This is a genomic window from Flavobacterium pedocola, assembly GCF_053764385.1.
In genome coordinates, this window is sequence record NZ_JBSNCR010000003.1 from 415488 (window position 1) to 434971 (window position 19484).

Here is a 19484-nt window from a genome sequence, read left to right on the forward strand (position 1 = left end):
ATTTTTTAGATTTGCCTAAATTTTAATTTCGATAATATCTAAAATATAATTGTGAAAAATCTAATTTCAATACTGTTGCTTTGTTTCGCAGCTAATCTTTTTGCCCAAACCTCCATCAAAGGAAAAATCACTGCTGAGGGCGCCCCACTGGAATTCGCTTCGGTCTCTCTTATTAAAACTCCGTGGGGTACCACTGCAGACAGTCTTGGAAATTACGGCTTGCACAATATCACCAAAGGGGAATACCATATAAAAGTTTCTTACACCGGTTTCAAAAGCCAGCAGCGAAAAATTTCGGTAACCGATTCTACGGAAATCCTACTGGATTTTGACCTGAAAGCTGATAACGCGCTGGATGAAGTGGTAGTAACCGGAACCCTGAAAGCCGTCAACCGTCTCGAAAGCCCGGTACCGGTAGAAGTGTACAAACCGACGTTTTTCAAAAAAAACCCAACCGCCAATATCTTCGAAGCCCTGCAGAATGTGAACGGTGTCCGTCCGCAATTGAACTGTAATGTTTGCAACACGGGCGATATTCACATCAACGGTCTTGAAGGGCCATATACTTTGGTTTTAATCGACGGGATGCCAATCGTGAGCGGATTGTCTACGGTGTATGGTTTATCCGGAATTCCGAATTCGCTTTTGGAACGCATTGAAGTGGTAAAAGGGCCGGCTTCTTCTTTGTACGGAAGTGAAGCGGTGGGCGGATTGATCAACATCATCACCAAAAACCCAAAAAGTGCTCCGGTATTTTCCGCCGATACGTTTGGAAACAGTTGGGGCGAAATAAATACCGATTTAGGCTTCAAGGCCAACCTTGGAAAATTTGCCTCGTTACTTACCGGGGTCAATTATTTCAAGTATGGCAACCCTATCGATAACAATAATGACAATTTCACTGATGTGACGCTTCAGGACCGGATCTCGGTGTTTCAAAAATGGAATTTCAACCGAAAAAGCAACAAACTGTTTTCGATGGCCGGACGTTTCTTCTACGAAGACCGTTGGGGCGGTGAGATGCAATGGGAGAAAAAATACCGTGGCGGGAGCGAAGTATACGGTGAGAGCATTTATACTAAACGCTACGAAATTTTAGGTTCTTACGAACTTCCGGTCTCCGAGAAAATGCTGATGACTTTTTCCTATACCGATCACGATCAGAATTCCGTTTATGGGAATATCCCGTATCTGGCACAGCAAAAAATCGGTTTCAGTCAATTGACTTGGGACAAGAAAATAAACAGCCATGATTTTCTTTTCGGAACGGCCGTACGTTACCAATATTACAATGACAATACCCCGGCCACTGACCATCCAGATGAGAGCTGGATCCCCAGTTTGTTTGTTCAGGATGAGATGAAACTGGCCGAAAAACACAGTTTACTTTTAGGGCTGCGTTACGATTACAACAAACGCCACGGCAATATTTTCACCCCGCGTTTGGCCTATAAATGGAAAGCAACAGACAAATCGATTTTGCGGTTTAATGCCGGCACAGGTTTCAGGGTAGTCAATCTTTTTACGGAAGAGCACGCAGCGCTTACTGGCTCCCGCGATGTTGAAGTGTTGGAAAATCTGGATCCGGAGCAATCGTATAATGCCAATGTCAATTTTCTGCAGAAATTCTATACTAAAGACGGCAGTTTTATCGGTTTGGAAGCCACAGCCTGGTATACCTATTTTACGAATTCCATCATCCCGGATTACGACACCGACCCAAACAAAATCATCTATAAAAACCTTGATGGGCACGCGATTACCCAGGGCGTGAGTCTTAATCTCGATGCGGTATTTCAGAACGGCCTGAAAATTATCGTGGGAGGTACCGTAATGGATGTAGCCAAAACCGAAAACGGCAAAAGAACCCGTCAGATGCTAACCGAGAAATTCACGGGAACCTGGGCGATTTCCTACCGTATCAAAGATTGGTTCCTGGATATCGACTATACCGGAAACGTTTATGGCCCGATGCGTTTGCCTACCCTTGGCGAACTCGATCCGAGAAAAGACTATTCCCCGACCTGGAGCATCCAGAACATTCAGTTCACCTTTAACAAGGTAAAAAACTTTGAATTTTACGCGGGTATCAAAAATTTACTAAATTGGACTCCGAATAAAGGCAATCCGTTTATCATTGCACGGGCGGACGATCCTTTTGATGAAAATGTACAATATAACCCTGACGGCAGCGTTATGGTAGTAAACGATCCGAGCAGTCAGTACCACAATCCGTACGGACTGACTTTTGATCCAGGCTATGTGTACGGTCCGAATCAGGGCATTCGAAGCTTTTTTGGAGTTCGATACACCTTGAAATAATGAAGACAAAATTCTTAATAGTACTCCTTTTCTTTTGTGCCTTCTCCGGATTTGCGCAACTGAAAACCTATACTTTTTCGGAAGCGGAAAAACTGGAAGCGGAAAGTCCTAAACCCATTTTTGTGTTTGTACACACCTCCTGGTGCAAGTACTGCAAAATGATGGAGCATTCGACTTTTAAAGACCCGGAAGTCGTTCAGTTGTTAAACAACAACTTCTATTTTGTCTCCTTGGATGCCGAACAAAAAACACCGATTACCTTTAAAAACAAAACCTTCAAATACAAACCGAAAGGGCAGAATTCCGGCGTAAACGAATTGGCCGAAGAATTAGGGACTGTTGACGGAACCCTTACCTTTCCGACCTTTTCCATTTTGGACAAAAACAATACGATCCTGCTTCAGATCAGTTCGTACACAGATGCCAAAACCATGATCGGCTTGTTAAAAGAAGCGGCTACTTTCCCTTAACAACATTCTAACAGATATTTGAATTTTACTTTGTAAATTTGCAACACAATAACTTAGAAAACATAAATTATGTATCCAGAAGAAATGGTAAAACCGATGCGTGCTGAATTGTCAGAAGCCGGTTTTCAGGAATTATATAGTGCTGATGCGGTAGAAACGGCATTGGCAAAAGAAGGAACCACTTTGGTAGTGGTAAATTCCGTTTGCGGTTGTGCGGCACGTAACGCACGCCCAGGCGCAAAAATGAGTTTAGAAGGCGGTAAAAAACCGGACAATCTGGTAACCGTTTTTGCCGGTGTAGATAAAGAAGCAGTGGATGCGGCGCGTCAGCACATGTTCCCGTTCCCGCCGTCGTCTCCAAGTATGGCTTTGTTCAAAAACGGAGAGTTGGTACACATGTTGGAACGTCACCACATCGAAGGACGTCCGGCAGAACTGATTGCGGAAAATTTAAAGGACGCTTACAACGAATTCTGCTAAGCGATACTATGCTAGCATACTATAAAACCACTGATTATCTGGTGGTTTTTTTATTTTATAGCCTTATATTTGCGCTTTAGTTTTTAAAAATGCAAAAGATTATTTCTTATCCCCTTTCTATCGTTTTCTACCTGGCCTTTGGGCTGTGTCTTGTAGTGTTCCATCCGATCCAGTGGATATGTTTTAACGTATTTGGGTATCAGGCGCACAAAAAAAGCGTCGATTATCTGAATTTCGGCCTGACCAAATGCACGAACATCCTTGGGACAACCTATAAAGTGGACAATACCGATTTAATCCCAAAAGATACCCCCATCATTTTCGTGGCCAACCACCAAAGTTTATACGATATTGTTGGTATTATCTGGTATTTACGAAGATTTCACCCTAAATTTGTAAGTAAGATTGAACTGGGTAAAGGGATCCCGAGCGTGTCATACAATTTACGCCACGGCGGTTCCGTTTTAATTGACAGGAAAGACCCCAAACAAGCCTTACCGGTAATCAAAGGTTTGGGCGAGTATATAGAAAAAAACAACCGTTCTGCCGTAATTTTCCCGGAAGGGACAAGAAGCCGAACCGGTACACCAAAACGATTCTCGGAAAATGGCCTGAAGATTTTATGCAAATATGCGCCTTCAGCCTATGTGGTTCCGGTTTCGATCAACAACTCATGGAAAATGTTGCGTTACGGATCATTTCCGATGGGTTTAGGCAACCAATTACATTTCACTATTCACGAACCTTTAGCGATTAAGGATTTTTCATTCCCGGAATTAATGGAGAAAACGGAAAATGCGGTAGTACAAGGAATAAAAAATTAAGATTATGTCAATACAAAATGTACGTTTGGAAGTGATGCAGTTTTTAGAAAAAAACATTGACACTTTCGTAGAAAACTACCTGATACCAGTCGAAAAGATATGGCAACCGTCTGACTTATTACCCAATTCTGAAAAAGAAACTTTTTTAGAAGACGTAACCGAATTACGCGAAATCGCCAAAGATTTACCGTACGATTTCTGGGTAGTTTTAGTTGGCGACACCATCACCGAAGAAGCCTTACCCACCTATGAAACCTGGTTAATGGATGTAGAAGGCGTTACCCAAAAAGGACCAAATGGCGATAATGGCTGGGCCAAATGGCTGCGTCACTGGACCGGCGAAGAAAACCGCCACGGGGACTTACTGAACAAATATTTGTACCTGTCCGGCCGCGTGAACATGCGCGAAATGGAAATCACCACCCAGCATTTAATCAACGACGGTTTTGATCCCGGAACCGACCGCGACCCGTATAAAAACTTCGTGTTTACCAGTTTTCAGGAACTGGCTACGTATGTTTCTCACAACCGCGTGGCACAATTAGCTAAGAAATTCGGTGATCATAAATTATCGAAAATCTGTAAACTGATTGCCGGGGATGAAATGCGTCACCATCACGCCTATTCGGAATTTGTGGACCGTATCTTCAAAGTCGATCCAAGCGAAATGATGTTAGCCTTCCAATACATGATGAAACAGAAAATCACCATGCCGGCGCATTTGATCCGCGAATCCGGAGAAAGCATCGGTACGGCCTTTGAAAAATTCTCGGAATCGGCACAACGTATCGGCGTTTATACCGCGATGGATTATGTGGAAATCCTTGAGAAACTGAATGCGAAATGGGAAATCGACAAAATCAACAACCTGACCGACGAAGCCGAAAAAGCCCGTGATTATCTGTTGAAATTACCCGCACGTATGACCCGAATCGCAGAACGCATGGTCGTACCGACAGAAGAAAAAATCTTCAAATGGGTGCAACCGGCTTTAGTGAAATAGTTTTTTTAAGAAAAAAGAGAACAAAACATAGACAAATCCTTTCCGAAACGAAAGGATTTTTTAATCTGAATACAATTCCATCAGAATAAAGCATCTAAAAAACAACCCTTCCGTTATGGTATTCAATATGAGAAACTTTTTATTGGTATTGGCTTTCCTTTTTACACCACTACTCTCAAAAGGGCAATCCTATGTTGCCATCACCATTGACGACATTCCAAAAGGTTCGTCCTTCCAGAATAGCACCGGCAAACCATCTCTCATAACCACTTTGGATGCCCTAAACATTCCGGTTGCGATTTTCATCAATGAAGGAAAATTGTTTAAAAGCGATTCTGTTGCCCGGAAATTGCAATTTGACCATTGGTTAAACCGAAAATACATTACGCTGGGCAACCACACCTTTGCCCATTCCAGATATTCGGAAGTGGGTTTTGAGGCTTTTACGGAAGACATTCAAAAAGGGGCTGTGCTCACGCAACAATGGGCACTTAAAAACAAAAAGAAACTGGAGTATTTCCGGTTTCCTTATAACGATTTAGGAAAAGACAGCCTGCAACACAAAGCTATTAGCGACTATCTGACAAAAAACCACTATCGGATCACGCCCTTCACCATTGAAAGCGTGGACTGGATGTATAATTATGTTTACGAATACTATCTGAACCGAAAGGAATTCCAAAAAGCGGAGGAAACAGGACAACAATACGTAAACAAAACGTTGGAATATTTCGCGTACATGGAAACGATTTCGAAAGAACAATACGGCCGTAACATCCGCCACATCTACCTGTGCCATGACAACGTCCTCAATGCGGTATACCTGCCTGACCTGATTAAAGCGCTGCGCTCAAAAAAATACGAGTTCATCAGTTTAAAAAAGGCCTTAAAAGATGATGTGTACGAGCAAAACGACTATTATACCAAAAAATGGGGCATTTCCTGGCTGTACCGATGGATGAACAATCCGGAAAAACGAATGGCACTTATGAAAAAGGAACCCAATACCGAAGCAATCGAAACCCTCTACAACAGCCTACAAAACAAATAATCCGATGAACGTAATCGACCACACTATTCAATTCGTAAAGCAGCAACTCGAAAATGCGGAAGGAGGCCACGACTGGTTTCACATCGAACGCGTCTACAAAAATGCCCTTTTGATCGCAAAAGGGGAAGATTGCGACTTAACGGTTGTGCAATTGGGTGCCTTACTTCACGACATTGCCGACAGTAAATTCCACAACGGCGACGAACAGATTGGCCCGAAAACGGCACGTACTTTTCTGGAGGGGCATGGCGTTTCGGAAGCCACCATTTTGCATGTGATTGCGATTATCGAAAACATTTCGTTCAAGGGTGGGAAGGTTGAAAAGAATTTTTCTTCCAAAGAACTGGATATCGTTCAAGATGCCGATCGTTTAGATGCCTTAGGCGCTATTGGGATTGCGCGTACCTTCAACTATGGCGGGTTCAAAAACCGGACCTTGTACAATCCGGCGATTCAGCCAAACCTCAACATGAGCAAGGAAGAATACAAAAATTCCGAAGCACCTACATTGAACCATTTTTACGAAAAACTGCTCCTGTTGAAAGACAAAATGAACACTCAAACCGGAAAGCAAATCGCGGAACAGCGCCATGCCTACATGGAAGGTTTTTTAGCGCAGTTTTATGCAGAATGGGAAGGGGGAAAATAATTACTTTATTAATCCATCAATAGCAGCTGAAAATTCAGTGAATAATTCTCCGCTTTTTTCCAGGAGCCGTCATTAAACCAGGAATCAGTATATCCTTCCGAAACACTTGCATCCAGGGAAGGTTCATAAAAAAACCATTCTTTGTTATAGCTGCTGTATTGCTTGTTCTGTTCAACTAAAAGATATTGAAAAACAACAAAAATTCCTTCTTTGGGCATTTCAATACCATATTGTTTTAAATCTATTTCATTAGTGTGATTCCCTTTCTTTAAGGCACACAGTATATTTTCCTGTGTAAGGATTTTATCCGGTTCTCCGTTTTCATTTACGGAATACAACAAAAAATTGATGATTTGCCCGTTCTTAGAACTTAAAGCGTTGAATTTTATTTTATCCACAAACAAACCTTCATTCTTCCCTGAAGAAAAATACTTCCCGAGTAAACCCACCTGATCTTCCATTCTTGCACAAATTCCGAAATCCCCTTTTTTGGCTTTACCCAGTTTAACCGTCTTGCTTCCTTTTCGCTTTACAATTTTTACTTCCTGCAACTGTTTAACCGATTCACTTAAAAAAATAATTTTTGCATCTCCTTTTAGTACACCATCTAAAGTTTCATAACCGACGCTTGAAATAGTGAAATGTTTTCCCAAATCACCGTCTTTAACATGGAATATTCCAAGTGAATCTGCCGTTCCGTAGATTTTATTTTCCTTCAAGACACTGGCATAAGGAATGGGTTGCTTTGACTTAATCCCTTTTAAGGTGAAGGATGTTTGCGCTACACCGTTAAAAGACACAAACAAAAGCAAACAGATGAATTGGTATTTACTTAATAATATACTCATTATGCATAATTTAATAACGCATCTTACAAAAAAGGACTCTTATTCAACATAAAAAACTTTCTACCGTAATAAAACAATATCAGACACAATTCTTGGTACGATTTAAAAAAAAGAGTTTGAAAATTCAAACTCTTTTTTAACTGTTATATTATTCACAAGGTGCATACATTGGTTGCCCATCAAGACCTAAAACTGGTCTGGTCCCGCCATCTGCAATCCAAAAAGTATAATGTGATTGCACCCAAGGTCGCACACCGTTTTCACAAGGTCCGTCCTGCAAATGAGGCGCGCCCCATCCCCAAAATTTTTGTACGGTAACATCTCTTGGTGTTTTAGGTGAAAACCCATCCGTTGCATAATTAGGATCTTGGGTTAAGTCAAAAACTTGCTTATTCACAGAACCTCTAACCAATGAGAAATGGTTTAAAATCCCCTTATCAGCATCTTCCGATAAATACACCACTTCCTTGGTAATTGCATTTTCAAGAAAATAGCCTTGTAAATCGCTCTCCACAGTTACTTCAGAAACCAGATACGTTACGCCGTCTGCACGATACTCAACGGCTTCCTCTACGTTTTGGTGATCCGAATAGAGATCCGCCATTAATTCTTCAAAACCTTCATATACTCCCCCTGAACCTCTCATCAAAACCGAACTGTTGTTTTTAACAGATGATGAAGATTGTACATCATTGTCGCTGCTGCAACTAAAGAAAATAAAAGAGGCCATGGCTACCAAAGCCACACCTTTAATAAATGTGTTTTTCATGATTATTTTTTAGCTTATAAATAAATAGGATCCAAACAAAGTTTATTTTTTCCGCGCGCTGAAAAATTATTTTGTAAGAATTTCTGCTAAACTAGATGAAAAAAGATTATATTTCGAAAGAATTATCTGAAATACCTGAAATACAACAAAATTTACATTGTAAGTTAAATCTGTAAAATTAAATCATTCCGCTTTGACCAACTCCAACGTAACTTCGTAAACAGGTCTTTTCTCCATTTTGGCTTTTAACCAGGCATAAAAACTCATCACAAAAAGATCCTCTTCAGCGTGGGTTTTCCAAGTAAAGGACTGCTCCAACTGTAATTTAAAGTGGCTGGAAGTGATGTATTGCGGATCGAACAAATAGTTTTCAGTCAGCTTCAGAAAAACCAAAACCCGTTCTTCTTTTAAGTCTTTTAAATACTTTTTATAGCGTCTTTTAAAACTATTCATTCGGGAAAGCACCAAATCGGTATTTCCCAATTCCGTATGGAGCAACAGTTCCACCAGATTTTTTTTAATCGCCCATTCCATACCTGTTTTTTTCTCGTACCAGACGTCAGTATGGTGAAGGTGCTTAAGCGTTTGCTGTGCCTTTTTAAAATCCTGCTGCTGAAAACTGAAAACGAGCTGACACAACAGCAAATCTAAAACCGCCGGCGTATCCTTTTCGGTGGCGGTTCCCAAAACACTGTCAACCAATTGTAAGGCCTCTTCTGCCTTTCCGGAATAATTCGCGGTTAAACCTTTCAACAAAACCCATTTAAGATAAAATTCTTTGTAATAACTTTTGCTCTGACGTTGCATTTCAACCTTCATCTTTTCAAGATAGCGGTCTGCTTCTTCAAAACGTTTGTTGCGGAAAAGCAGGTTGGCCATGAAATACAAAATATGGATATGATAGTACAGATGCCGTTCGGACAGGTCTTTTTTTTCAAGGATGAAGTGATAACTCTGGTCTACGAATTGGGCCACTTCAAAATAACTGTTGCGCAAGGCGGCATATTCGTTGGTAATGTAAAGCAGTTGGTACAACGATTTAAAGGTCAAAATCTCGGAGAGCGAAAGGTCGTATCGGGCAATCGTTTGCTGGATGAGCTGCTGAAAATCGAAAAATTCCGTGCCTTCCTTAATTTTAGCCAAAGCAATGCGCAGTGAAGCATAAGCCAGATTACGTTTTTCTTCCTGAAGGAATTTTAACTGATTGATTTGGTATTGCTGCACTAAGGTTTCAAAAGGCAAATTCGTGTCCAGATAGGCATACTGAATACGGGTGTGGTAAATTTCATTCAACAGATTAAAAGCTTCAAGGTTAAGCGCCATTTTTTCAGCTTTCTCCAGCATTTTAAAGGCCAGCTTTGGTTGTGAATGCTCAAAAAAAGTTCGGCCCAGAACAATGCGTTTCAAAACTTCTTTTTCCTCCGAAGCCCCGGTTTCAAAACGTTTGTCGGCCAGGAATTCGACAAGGCTTTCATACAAGCGCTTCCGCAAGGCATACAAGGCCGGTTTGTTTTTATACCATGATTTTTCATCATTTATATCATCAGTTTTTAATAAATTAAAAAACTTGATGTTTTTGGTATCGTGCCGCTTGTTTTTCTTTTTAAGGAACAGTATAAATTCCTTTTCTTCAGCATCAGTAAGCAAATTAATAATTTCAGTAATGGCGTTCATAGCTTAAATCGTTTCCGGGATTTAAAGATATTAAATTAAAAAATATCGTCAGTTTTATTTTAAAATTGATTTTCAAAGTTTGTTTTTTTGAAGGAATTTCGCCTTAACAAAAACAAATAATCATGGAAAATTTAAAAACAACAGAACACACTGAAACTACAACAACACAAAACCAGGACAATAAAATCTCCGTTCTTAAACCTACTAATGCCTTTGTGGGCGCTTCGTGGATCGTTTTCTTCACGGGAATCATTTCCTATTGGGTAGGTTTGTACAACGCCGAAATGCAGCTGAACGAGAAAGGTTATTATTTCACCCTGCTCCTTTTTGGATTGTTCTCGGTTATTTCGGTACAGAAAAATGTGCGGGACAAAATGGAAGGAATACCCGTAACGGAAATCTATTATGGCCTGAGCTGGTTTTCCACCCTGGCTTCCGTAACCCTGCTGGTCATCGGATTGTGGAATGCCGATTTATTGTTAAGCGAGAAAGGATTCTTCGGACTAGCCTTTCTGATTAGTTTATTTGCCGCCATTACCGTGCAGAAAAACACCCGGGACCTGAAAGTATCTTCTGAAAAATAATCGTATAAAAAAAGCGGCTTTTTGAAAGCCGCTTTTATATTTTAAATAGTACTAGTTTACACAACTCCCTGTGCCAACATCGCATCGGCCACTTTTACGAAACCGGCAATGTTTGCTCCTTTTACGTAGTCGATATACCCTGTTCCGTCCGCACCGTATTTCACACAAGCTTCGTGAATGTCGTGCATAATGCGTTTCAGGCGCTCGTCTACCTCTTCGGAACTCCAGCTCAAACGCAAAGAGTTTTGTGACATTTCCAGACCGGATGTTGCCACACCGCCGGCATTCGAAGCTTTCCCGGGCGCAAAAAGAATTTTAGCCTTGTGGAAGACCTCTACCGCTTCCGGTGTACAAGGCATGTTAGCCCCTTCCGCCACACAGAAACAACCATTGGTCACCAAAACCTGCGCGTCCTTACCGTCTAACTCATTTTGCGTGGCACACGGCAAAGCGATATCACATTTTACACCCCAAGGTTTCTCTCCCGCGATGTATTTTGCATTTGGATATTTTGCAACATAATCACTGATTCTGCCGTAGCTTACATTTTTGATTTCCATGATATACGCCAATTTCTCAGCATCGATACCTGCCTCATCATAAATGTAACCGGACGAATCGGAAGCCGTAACTACTTTACCCCCTAATTGGGTTGCTTTTTCAATGGCGTATTGCGCCACATTTCCGGAACCGGAAACCACAACCGTTTTACCAGAAAAACTTTCACCGCGGGTCGCTAACATGCTCTGCGCAAAATATACGTCCCCATAACCCGTAGCTTCCGGACGGATCAAAGAACCTCCAAAGGTAATCCCCTTTCCGGTCAATACTCCGGTAAATTCGTTGCGTAATTTTTTATATTGTCCGAACAGATATCCTACTTCACGGCCTCCCACTCCGATATCTCCAGCAGGAACATCGGTGTCGTTACCGATGTGGCGTGCCAATTCGGTCATGAAAGCCTGGCAGAAACGCATGATTTCCGTATCGGATTTTCCTTTCGGGTCGAAATCGGAACCTCCTTTACCACCTCCCATAGGCAAGGTTGTTAAACTGTTTTTGAATACCTGTTCGAAAGCCAAAAACTTCAGAATGCTCAAGTTAACCGACGGGTGAAAACGCAAGCCTCCTTTATAAGGCCCGATCGCTGAATTCATCTGGATACGATACCCTCGGTTCAGTTGGGTTTTTCTGGCATCATCGATCCAGGCTACACGGAACATTACCACGCGCTCCGGCTCAGCCATGCGCTCCAAAAGCATTTTATTGTTGTATTTTTCGTTAACTTCAATAAACGGAATAACCGTTTCAGCCACTTCTTTTACGGCCTGTAAAAATTCCGGTTCATTCGGATTTTTCTTTTCTACGGACTGAAGAAAAGCATCGATTTTTTGGTGTGTCATTTGTTATTGGTTTAGTGTGTATTTGTTATAAAAATACAAAAAAAAGCGAACCGTAGGGGTTCGCTTTTTAAATTTAAAAACTATGCAGACTATATCGTCACTTTAAGTATTTGTTTTTTCTTCCCTTTTCTTCCGATAAAGAAAACCGAATCGCCGGACAAAATGCCGTTGGATACCATGAAAGGCACTTCGTTGTCTTTGTCGTCAAGGATTTCCTGATACTCAAAATCCCCGTTCTGATTGATCCTGATAACATTCAGGTTGGATCTTTTGGTACTGGTTTGCCCGAACTGGATCCTGTTGTTGCTTAATTTTTTCACTTTTTCACCGGTATTGATAAAAAAGTAGGCGTCGCTTCCTTTAGCAGTCGAAGAATAGGAAATATAGGATTCATCACCTCCTGTGGACTGGCGTTTATTAATGTTGCGCGCCCACACGATTTCACCGCCGGCATTGATCCTTGCACTTACTATATCGTCGTAATGATAGATATAATGCCAGCTGCCTCCGTATTGGTTACCCACATAATGTGAGGTCACATAATATTCTTCTGCATTAAAGATGATCTCGTTATTAGGGGTTGCGATTATTTTTCGGAACGACAGGTTTTTCAGTTCTTTATCTTTATCCTTTCCGTACTTGTCCACCATGAACTGTTCTGTAAAAGCATTGTATTTTGCGTTTTTGATCGCTAAGGTTACCGGATCCAATTCAAAATAACAAATCCCTTTAAAACGATAGTCCTTTCGGTCCGAAAAGAAACCAAGGCACGACAATCTGTCCTGATAGACTATGGTTTTCAACGAGGCCGCAAAATGTTCATCGGTATCAAAAACCTGTGTTTTTTCGCTGTCTGCGGTTATTCTGGTCAGCTCATACTGATACTTCCCGCCTTCTTTTTTCTTCTTTTGCTCCTCGGTGTATACTTTTCCCAGCAGATAAAGCGTAGTGGCATCCTTGGAAATATCAATGTTTTCATAACGGAATTTTCTATCCTTGATGTCCCGTTTGAAAGAATGATCTATTTTTTTATTTAAGGATTTATCAAACAAGAACAAACGGTGGGTTTCCGCATTTTTATCCTTGATGTCTATGGTGATGGCGAAAGCGGTTTTGTCCTCATTGATGATCATATTTGCTCCGGAATCCCCGTCAAATCCTGCCGAACTGAAAAATCCGAATTGTTTGATCTCTTCGCTGTCAATGCGGAAAAGCTCTCTTGAGGTAAAATTAAAATCCGAAATATCAGCGCTTAACGCGGAACAGATATACGCCTTTTGGTCTTTTTCATAAATAAAGTCGACGATGTTCACACGCTGCCCGTCCATGATAATCCCCAAAACCGAACTCTGCCTAACGGCTTTCGAATATTTCAATTCGTACTCATATTCTTTTAAAAGCTTCAGGTTGCTGTCATAATGCTCAAAATAATACCCGGATCCTCTTGAGAAAACACCTCCCATATAGGAACGAACAATTACCACACCGTCATTACCGTCGTCTGCCACCAATACGATGGAGGAATATTTGTATTCGTCTTTAAAAACATCACTTTTTTTGATTTCAAAGGGGATTTGTTGGGCAAAAGAAACTACGGAAACCAAAAGCACCGTTAGCCATAATAAATTTTTGTTCATGCTTATTGTATTACAATTTGGGTAAATTAAAAAAAACCGTTTTCTCAACGGGATTTCATTTTATTCTCCAGGGAATTCCGCTTTTCTTTTTTCTAAAAAGGCCGTGGTGCCTTCTTTAAAATCAGCAGTTCCGAAACATTCTCCGAAAGCCTTTATTTCCGACTGGAAGCCGTTTACACCGTCTACATAATTGTCATTGATCACTTTAATGGCTTTGGCAATCGCCACGCTGGAATTTTTAGTGATTTTAGCGGCAATATCTTTGGCAAATCCAAGCAGTTCTTCCTGAGGGACCACATGGTTCACCAAACCGTAATTCAAGGCCGTTTTGGCATCTACCATTCCGGCAGTCATGATCATTTCCATAGCACGCCCTTTTCCTATTAATTGTGGCAAACGCTGGGTGCCGCCATAGCCCGGGATTACCCCCAAAGTTACTTCCGGAAGCCCCATTTTGGCATTTTCAGAGGCTACACGGAAATGTGCCGCCATCGCCAATTCCAAACCACCGCCTAAAGCAAAACCGTTAACGGCTGCAATGACCGGTGTGGATAAATTCTGAACGAAATCGAACAACAATTCCTGCCCTTTTCCGGCCAATTGCGCCCCTTGATCCACTGAAAAACTGGCAAACTCGGAAATATCGGCTCCGGCCACAAAGGCTTTTTCCCCGCTTCCGGTGATGATGATCACTTTAGTGGCTTTGTCCTGGTTTTCCGCTTCAAAGGCGCTGTGAAGCTCTTCGATGGTGGCTTTGTTCAAAGCATTCAGCTTGGTCGGACGGTTAATGGTTATTACGGAAATCCCGTTTTCTTTTTCAATTAAAATGTTTTCGTAACTCATATTATTTAAGTGTTTATGATGGGGAGCGTAACGTTAAATTTCGTTCCTAATCCCAATTCGCTTTCAAAATCTATGGTGCCGTGGTAACTTTCCACGATATTCTTTATAATGCCCAGTCCCAGTCCCATACCGCTGGTCTTGGTGGTAAATTTAGGCTCGAAAATACGATTTTTATCTTCAATACTGATGCCTTTCCCGTTATCTTTTACTTCAATTTTCGCAGCGCCGTCTTCCCGGTAAACCCGCACAAAGACCAAAGGGTTTTCATGTTCCTCCGGTATTGCCTGGATGGCATTCTTCACCAGATTGGTAATGATACGGATGAGTTGGGTGCGATCGATCTTGGTTACGATCTCTTCTTCTTCGGCAAAAAACTGAATGTAGGGCTCGTTAAAAATCTCCAGCGCCAGTTTGACCACATCCACGATGTTCAGGGTTTCATTCTGCTGTGCCGGAAGCGAAGCAAAATTGGAAAACGCGGAAGCCACGGAACTCATGGTGTCAATCTGTTGAATAAGTGTTTTGGAATAGTCACTCATTTTCTGTTTCACGTTAGGGTCGGTCGGATCGAATTTCCGCTGAAAACTCTGCACGGTCAGCCGCATGGGGGTTAACGGATTCTTGATTTCATGGGCCACCTGTTTGGCCATTTCGCGCCAGGCTTCTTCCCTTTCACTTTGTGCCAGTAAGACGGCACTTTCTTCTAATTTGTCCACCATCCCGTTATAAGCATCCACTAAGGATTGGATTTCGTAACTGCTGGCTTCCAACTGTATTTTTTTATTCTTTTTGTTCAGTTGCGTTTCGCGAATCTTGTCGCTGATGGTTTGCAAGGATTTGGTGATATAACTCGACAAAAAATAGGCGATGACAAAGGAAATCAAGAGCATGAACAGGTACACCTGACCGAAACGCATCAGGAAATTGCGGAGTTCGTTCTGGTAAAAGGTCGTTTCTTCCACATACGGAAGGTTCAAAATCCCGAGCGGTTTAAATTTGGTATCTTTCAGATAGCTGTAAGACGAGCGGTATTTCTGCCCGTTGATCATTTGCAGGTCGACGAATCGCTTGCTGGTGGACGACTGAATGATTTTCAGGATGATCGGTTGTATCGGTTTTGCGGCTTTGTCTACCGAAAAGGCACCTTTAGACGAGATCAGCAATTTGCCGTTCAGATCGTAAATATTGATTTCAAGACTGTGGATGTTGGCCAGCTCGTATATCTTATCCTTAAAAATCAGGGAAAGGTTTTCGGTAGTGAGCGGATACGTCGTTGTGGAAAGGATGTAGTTGATGTGTTCGGTAATAGCGTCTTCTTTGCGTTCCAGCCTGTCCTGATGGTAATCCCGGGCTTCTTTTTTAAACTGGTAAATCGACACCGCAGCAATCAGTACCGACGCAATTAAAGTAAGCAGTATCATCGAAAGAAATATTCGTAAGCGAAGGGATAACTGCGTTATTATAAACTTTTGCGCCATTTACGACTGATTTTTTTCTCTTATTTTTTTATAGAATTTATAGCCCAACATCAACAGTATGGAAAACAACAAAATTCCGATTACGCCATAGATCCAGTTGAAGGCGTCTTTCAAAATCACCAGAAAAACCACCGCAAAAAGGATAATGGTTGCCCCTTCGTTCCACAATCGGAAGAACGCAGACGAATGTTTTACTTCATCCCGCTGCAACTGCTTAAAAATCTGATGGCATTTCAGATGGTATAAATATAATAAGAAAACAAATCCTAATTTCACCTGCATCCAAGGCATTATCAGCCAGGCATTCCCCAAAGTGGTTCCAAAGAGCATCCAAAAGGCAAAAATACTGGCCAATATCGCGGACGGCCAGGTAATGATGTACCACAAACGATAGCTCATCAGCTGGTACTGTTTCACTAGTATGCTTTGTTCCGGTTCCGGTTTGGTTTTCGCTTCCGCATGGTATACAAAAAGCCGAACAATGTAAAAAAGCCCGGCAAACCAAGTGATCACGAAAATCAGATGGAGTGATTTTATGTAGTTGTAGTACTGGTCCATGATCCGTTGTTCTTCCAGTTGTTAATCCATTTGGCTACTACCTGACACCATTGATCGTCATCGTTCAGACACGGAATCGTATGAAAGGCTTCTCCGCCGTTTTCCATAAATTCCTCATTGGCACGCATGGCAATTTCTTCGAGGGTTTCCAGACAATCCGTTACAAAAGCAGGGGTTACGACCGCCACTTTTTTAACGCCTTGCTTCGGATAATCGTTTAATACAATATCCGTGTAAGGCTCCAACCATTTATCTCCGGCTAAACGCGACTGAAAGGTGACATAGTATTTATCCTGAGGAAGCTGAAGCTGCTCCACTACTAGACGGGTGGTTTCGTAACAATGGGTACGGTAACAGAATTCTGCTTCCGGGGTGCCTACTTCACAGCACATTTTATCGGTTTCAAATTTTTTGTGCTTTTTAGTGGCATCGGTTTTTCGGACATGACGCTCCGGAATCCCGTGATAGGAAAACACCAATTTATCGTAATCAAAATTTCCAAGATGATTTTTAATAGAATCCGACAACACTTTAATATAATCCGGTTGGTTGTAGAACGCCGGGATATCGGTGATTTTCATGTCGGGGAATTTCTTACTGCGGATTTCTTCGGCTAAAACCAAAATAGTCAGCGTGGAAGCCATGGCATACTGCGGGTAAAGTGGCAACATTAAAACATCACGAACACCTTTATCATATAATTCCTGTAAGCCGCTTTCTATGGAAGGCTTTCCGTAACGCATCGCTAACGCAACCGGTAAATCAACCAGGCCTTTAACTTTTTCATGCATTTTTCTGGAAAGCACAATTAATGGAGAACCTTCTTTAGTCCAGATTTTCTGATAGGCTTCGGCAGAGTTTTCAGGACGCTTTCGCAAAATAAGCCCTCGAACCAGGAAGGCACGCAGTAAATACGGCACATCGATCACATATTTGTCCATTAAAAACTCATCCAGATATGGCCTTACATCTTTGGGTTCCGGACTCTCGGGAGACCCCAGATTTACCAATAAAACTCCTCTCATTTTGTATTTTTTTCAAAGGTAATACAAATCCGCAACTTTGAAAATTAATAATTCCTTTAAGTTTTAAGAGTTAAATCAGTAAAATCGCAATAAAAAATGTGTTTTCTTACAATAAGTATTTTTTTTTTGCTAAAAAATTTTTTTTGTTATTTTTTTTCGTAAATTAGATGAAAAGCCATTAATAATCGACAAAAAACTAACAATCATTATCTTACAAATATGATTTTATAGAAATTTAACAAAATAGTTACGCAACCATGTTAATTTTTTAACATCTATTAACAGAAAATGTTATAAAAAACATTCATTAACAATCAACCCTATGATTAAAAATTACATCTTAACTTTTTTTACACTAATCAGCTCTTGTGTTTATGCTCAGGTTAGTGGTGTTGGAATCGGGACCACAAACCCCCAACAGAAGCTTCACGTCGCCTCACCAACGGGAACCATACGTGTTGACGGCCTGAATTCCCCAAACAACTCCTATAATGGAGGAGGTGTAGACAAAACCTATCCTTTATACGTTAATGACAGTGGTGATTTAACGTTAAGCCTTTCGACCTTCCAGAACAGTGACGGTACCGATGCAATTACCGCTGCTACACCACTGGCTGCAACCACTTTGACAATGCTTGCGGGAAGTGTTCCTACCGGCTATCGCGATGTCGTGATTTTACCGTATACCGTAACGGTGAACAGAACCGCTGTGTTGGAAGTGAAATACAGTATCAGTTTTCAGGTGATGAGGGATGCGGCAACAAAAGTTAAAGACAACAGACCAAGAATGGTGACCACCTTTTACACCTTGGACACTCCTGCTTTAATTGCCACGACCCCACGTTACGGACAAGCATCGAAATGTTTTTACAACAACAATGACTTGGCTGCAACACCAGTGAATTCAGCCTCTGAAACGATGTACAATTGCAGTACGACATACATTACCCTAACCCCGGGTACTCATACTTTACGTTTTTATGGCACCTTGAACACAGGAGCTGCCTCCATGGCCACACGTGTGAATTTTGCAATTGGAAACGATTCGGTATTTATGAGACTTTACTAAAAAATGAACTTATGAAAAAAATTTACTATATACTATTCCTTCTTACAGCACCATTATATGCTCAGGTTGGTAATGTAGGTATCGGTACCGCTAATCCTCAAAAAGATTTACATGTGGCCGGAACTACCTCAACTATCCGAATTGAAAAACTGAATTCCGTTAACAGTGCCGCTTTAAATGACGGCATTAAACTGTCGCCTGTTTTTGTGGACAAAGACGGTGAACTGACACTTTACCCGCCTAATTATCTTTCAGGCGGTGGTGTTCCCGGAAGTGTGGTTCCGTTGAACTTCCTTATCAATGTTGGGAACTTTATACCAGATGGCCCCTCGCCGTATAACGGAACAGTACTTAATAATGATTTGACAACAACAACTGCATCGATGCAATTGATCACCGTTCCTTTTACCTCACCGCAGAATGCGCTTATTGAAGTAAAATATGGCGTTACAATAGTAATCTCAGACGTTGATATGATTGCAACTCCGCTGGGATCTCCTTTGGACGATCGTTCTGCCAGAACCTATGAACTGTATTTCTGCATCGATATCAACAACGACGGCCTTAGTCCTGCTGAACTTGCAAAACAATATGGTAATAAAGGACAGGCAGTGGCTTCTTCCGTTCAGGGAATCATGGGATACCCTTATATGAATGCGCACGGTTATGCCAATATCCCTGCCGGTAACCATTCCTTAAAGTTTTTCGCAAAAACAACAGACGGGACAAACAAATATACCAGTGTTGGTTTTGGAGGAGATTTGGACTATTTAAAAATCAGATTATACAATTAAGCC

At 41.4% G+C, this 19484-nt stretch carries 19 protein-coding genes; 10 read left to right on the forward strand and 9 right to left on the reverse strand.

What is annotated here, in order from left to right; genetic code table 11:
- The first annotated feature begins 51 nt into the window (after nt 1–51).
- The 7 genes from ACWPKD_RS08900 (at nt 52) to ACWPKD_RS08930 (ending at nt 6799) form a co-directional block, all read left to right on the forward strand.
- Nucleotides 52–2322 (forward strand): TonB-dependent receptor, encoded by a 2271-nt coding sequence (locus ACWPKD_RS08900; RefSeq protein WP_455412327.1) that lies wholly within the window; start codon nt 52–54, stop codon nt 2320–2322.
- Nucleotides 2322–2792 (forward strand): thioredoxin family protein, encoded by a 471-nt coding sequence (locus ACWPKD_RS08905; protein ID WP_455412328.1) that lies wholly within the window; start codon nt 2322–2324, stop codon nt 2790–2792. Before ACWPKD_RS08900 ends, ACWPKD_RS08905 begins: the two co-directional genes overlap by 1 nt.
- Before the next feature lie 69 nt (nt 2793–2861).
- Complete coding sequence (locus ACWPKD_RS08910) at nt 2862–3272, forward strand: BrxA/BrxB family bacilliredoxin (protein ID WP_455412329.1); 411 nt, start codon at nt 2862–2864, stop codon at nt 3270–3272.
- Nucleotides 3273–3361: 89 nt separating this feature from the next.
- Entirely contained in the window at nt 3362–4096 is a 735-nt protein-coding gene (locus ACWPKD_RS08915) for a lysophospholipid acyltransferase family protein (protein ID WP_455412330.1), read from the forward strand.
- Nucleotides 4097–4100: 4 nt separating this feature from the next.
- A complete protein-coding gene (locus tag ACWPKD_RS08920; protein ID WP_455412331.1) occupies nt 4101–5099 on the forward strand; it encodes an acyl-ACP desaturase in 999 nt (332 codons plus the stop codon).
- 127 nt (nt 5100–5226) lie between these two features.
- Entirely contained in the window at nt 5227–6150 is a 924-nt protein-coding gene (locus tag ACWPKD_RS08925; protein WP_455412332.1) for a polysaccharide deacetylase family protein, read from the forward strand.
- Nucleotides 6151–6154: 4 nt separating this feature from the next.
- Nucleotides 6155–6799: an HD domain-containing protein gene (locus tag ACWPKD_RS08930; protein WP_455412333.1), complete on the forward strand. Its 645-nt coding sequence runs from the start codon at nt 6155–6157 to the stop codon at nt 6797–6799.
- Between the two features lie 8 nt (nt 6800–6807).
- On the opposite strand, the gene ACWPKD_RS08935 is transcribed toward ACWPKD_RS08930, so the two are convergent.
- The 3 genes from ACWPKD_RS08935 to ACWPKD_RS08945 form a co-directional block, all read right to left on the reverse strand.
- Complete coding sequence (locus ACWPKD_RS08935) at nt 6808–7647, reverse strand: hypothetical protein (RefSeq protein WP_455412334.1); 840 nt, start codon at nt 7645–7647, stop codon at nt 6808–6810.
- A 148-nt stretch (nt 7648–7795) separates the two neighbouring features.
- On the reverse strand, nt 7796–8416 hold the full coding sequence (locus ACWPKD_RS08940; RefSeq protein WP_455412335.1) for a hypothetical protein: 621 nt from the start codon (nt 8414–8416) through the stop codon (nt 7796–7798).
- Nucleotides 8417–8599: 183 nt separating this feature from the next.
- A complete protein-coding gene (locus ACWPKD_RS08945; protein ID WP_455412336.1) occupies nt 8600–10090 on the reverse strand; it encodes a hypothetical protein in 1491 nt (496 codons plus the stop codon).
- A 122-nt stretch (nt 10091–10212) separates the two neighbouring features.
- Here ACWPKD_RS08945 and yiaA point away from each other — a divergent pair, with 122 nt between their 5' ends.
- Nucleotides 10213–10674: an inner membrane protein YiaA gene (gene yiaA, locus ACWPKD_RS08950; RefSeq protein ID WP_455412337.1), complete on the forward strand. Its 462-nt coding sequence runs from the start codon at nt 10213–10215 to the stop codon at nt 10672–10674.
- Between the two features lie 56 nt (nt 10675–10730).
- Here the strand turns inward: yiaA and gdhA are convergent, their stop codons facing one another.
- The 6 genes from gdhA to hemH form a co-directional block, all read right to left on the reverse strand.
- Nucleotides 10731–12077, reverse strand: coding sequence for an NADP-specific glutamate dehydrogenase (gene gdhA / locus ACWPKD_RS08955; RefSeq protein ID WP_455412338.1), 1347 nt, complete (start codon nt 12075–12077; stop codon nt 10731–10733).
- Between the two features lie 89 nt (nt 12078–12166).
- Nucleotides 12167–13714 carry a hypothetical protein gene (locus tag ACWPKD_RS08960; RefSeq protein ID WP_455412339.1) on the reverse strand — a complete coding sequence of 516 codons (1548 nt, stop codon included), beginning with the start codon at nt 13712–13714 and terminating at the stop codon, nt 12167–12169.
- Nucleotides 13715–13774: 60 nt separating this feature from the next.
- Nucleotides 13775–14557, reverse strand: coding sequence for an enoyl-CoA hydratase/isomerase family protein (locus tag ACWPKD_RS08965; protein ID WP_455412340.1), 783 nt, complete (start codon nt 14555–14557; stop codon nt 13775–13777).
- A 5-nt stretch (nt 14558–14562) separates the two neighbouring features.
- A complete protein-coding gene (locus ACWPKD_RS08970; protein ID WP_455412341.1) occupies nt 14563–15978 on the reverse strand; it encodes a sensor histidine kinase in 1416 nt (471 codons plus the stop codon).
- Nucleotides 15979–16035: 57 nt separating this feature from the next.
- Nucleotides 16036–16593 (reverse strand): CopD family protein, encoded by a 558-nt coding sequence (locus tag ACWPKD_RS08975; protein WP_455412342.1) that lies wholly within the window; start codon nt 16591–16593, stop codon nt 16036–16038.
- Complete coding sequence (hemH, locus tag ACWPKD_RS08980) at nt 16569–17618, reverse strand: ferrochelatase (protein WP_455412343.1); 1050 nt, start codon at nt 17616–17618, stop codon at nt 16569–16571. The genes ACWPKD_RS08975 and hemH overlap by 25 nt, the downstream gene beginning before the upstream one ends.
- A 322-nt stretch (nt 17619–17940) precedes the next feature.
- On the opposite strand from hemH, the gene ACWPKD_RS08985 reads away from it, so the two are divergent.
- Both ACWPKD_RS08985 and ACWPKD_RS08990 read left to right on the forward strand, forming a co-directional pair.
- Nucleotides 17941–18687 carry a hypothetical protein gene (locus ACWPKD_RS08985; protein WP_455412344.1) on the forward strand — a complete coding sequence of 249 codons (747 nt, stop codon included), beginning with the start codon at nt 17941–17943 and terminating at the stop codon, nt 18685–18687.
- A gap of 11 nt (nt 18688–18698) precedes the next feature.
- Nucleotides 18699–19481 carry a hypothetical protein gene (locus ACWPKD_RS08990; protein ID WP_455412345.1) on the forward strand — a complete coding sequence of 261 codons (783 nt, stop codon included), beginning with the start codon at nt 18699–18701 and terminating at the stop codon, nt 19479–19481.
- The last annotated feature ends 3 nt before the right edge of the window (nt 19482–19484 follow it).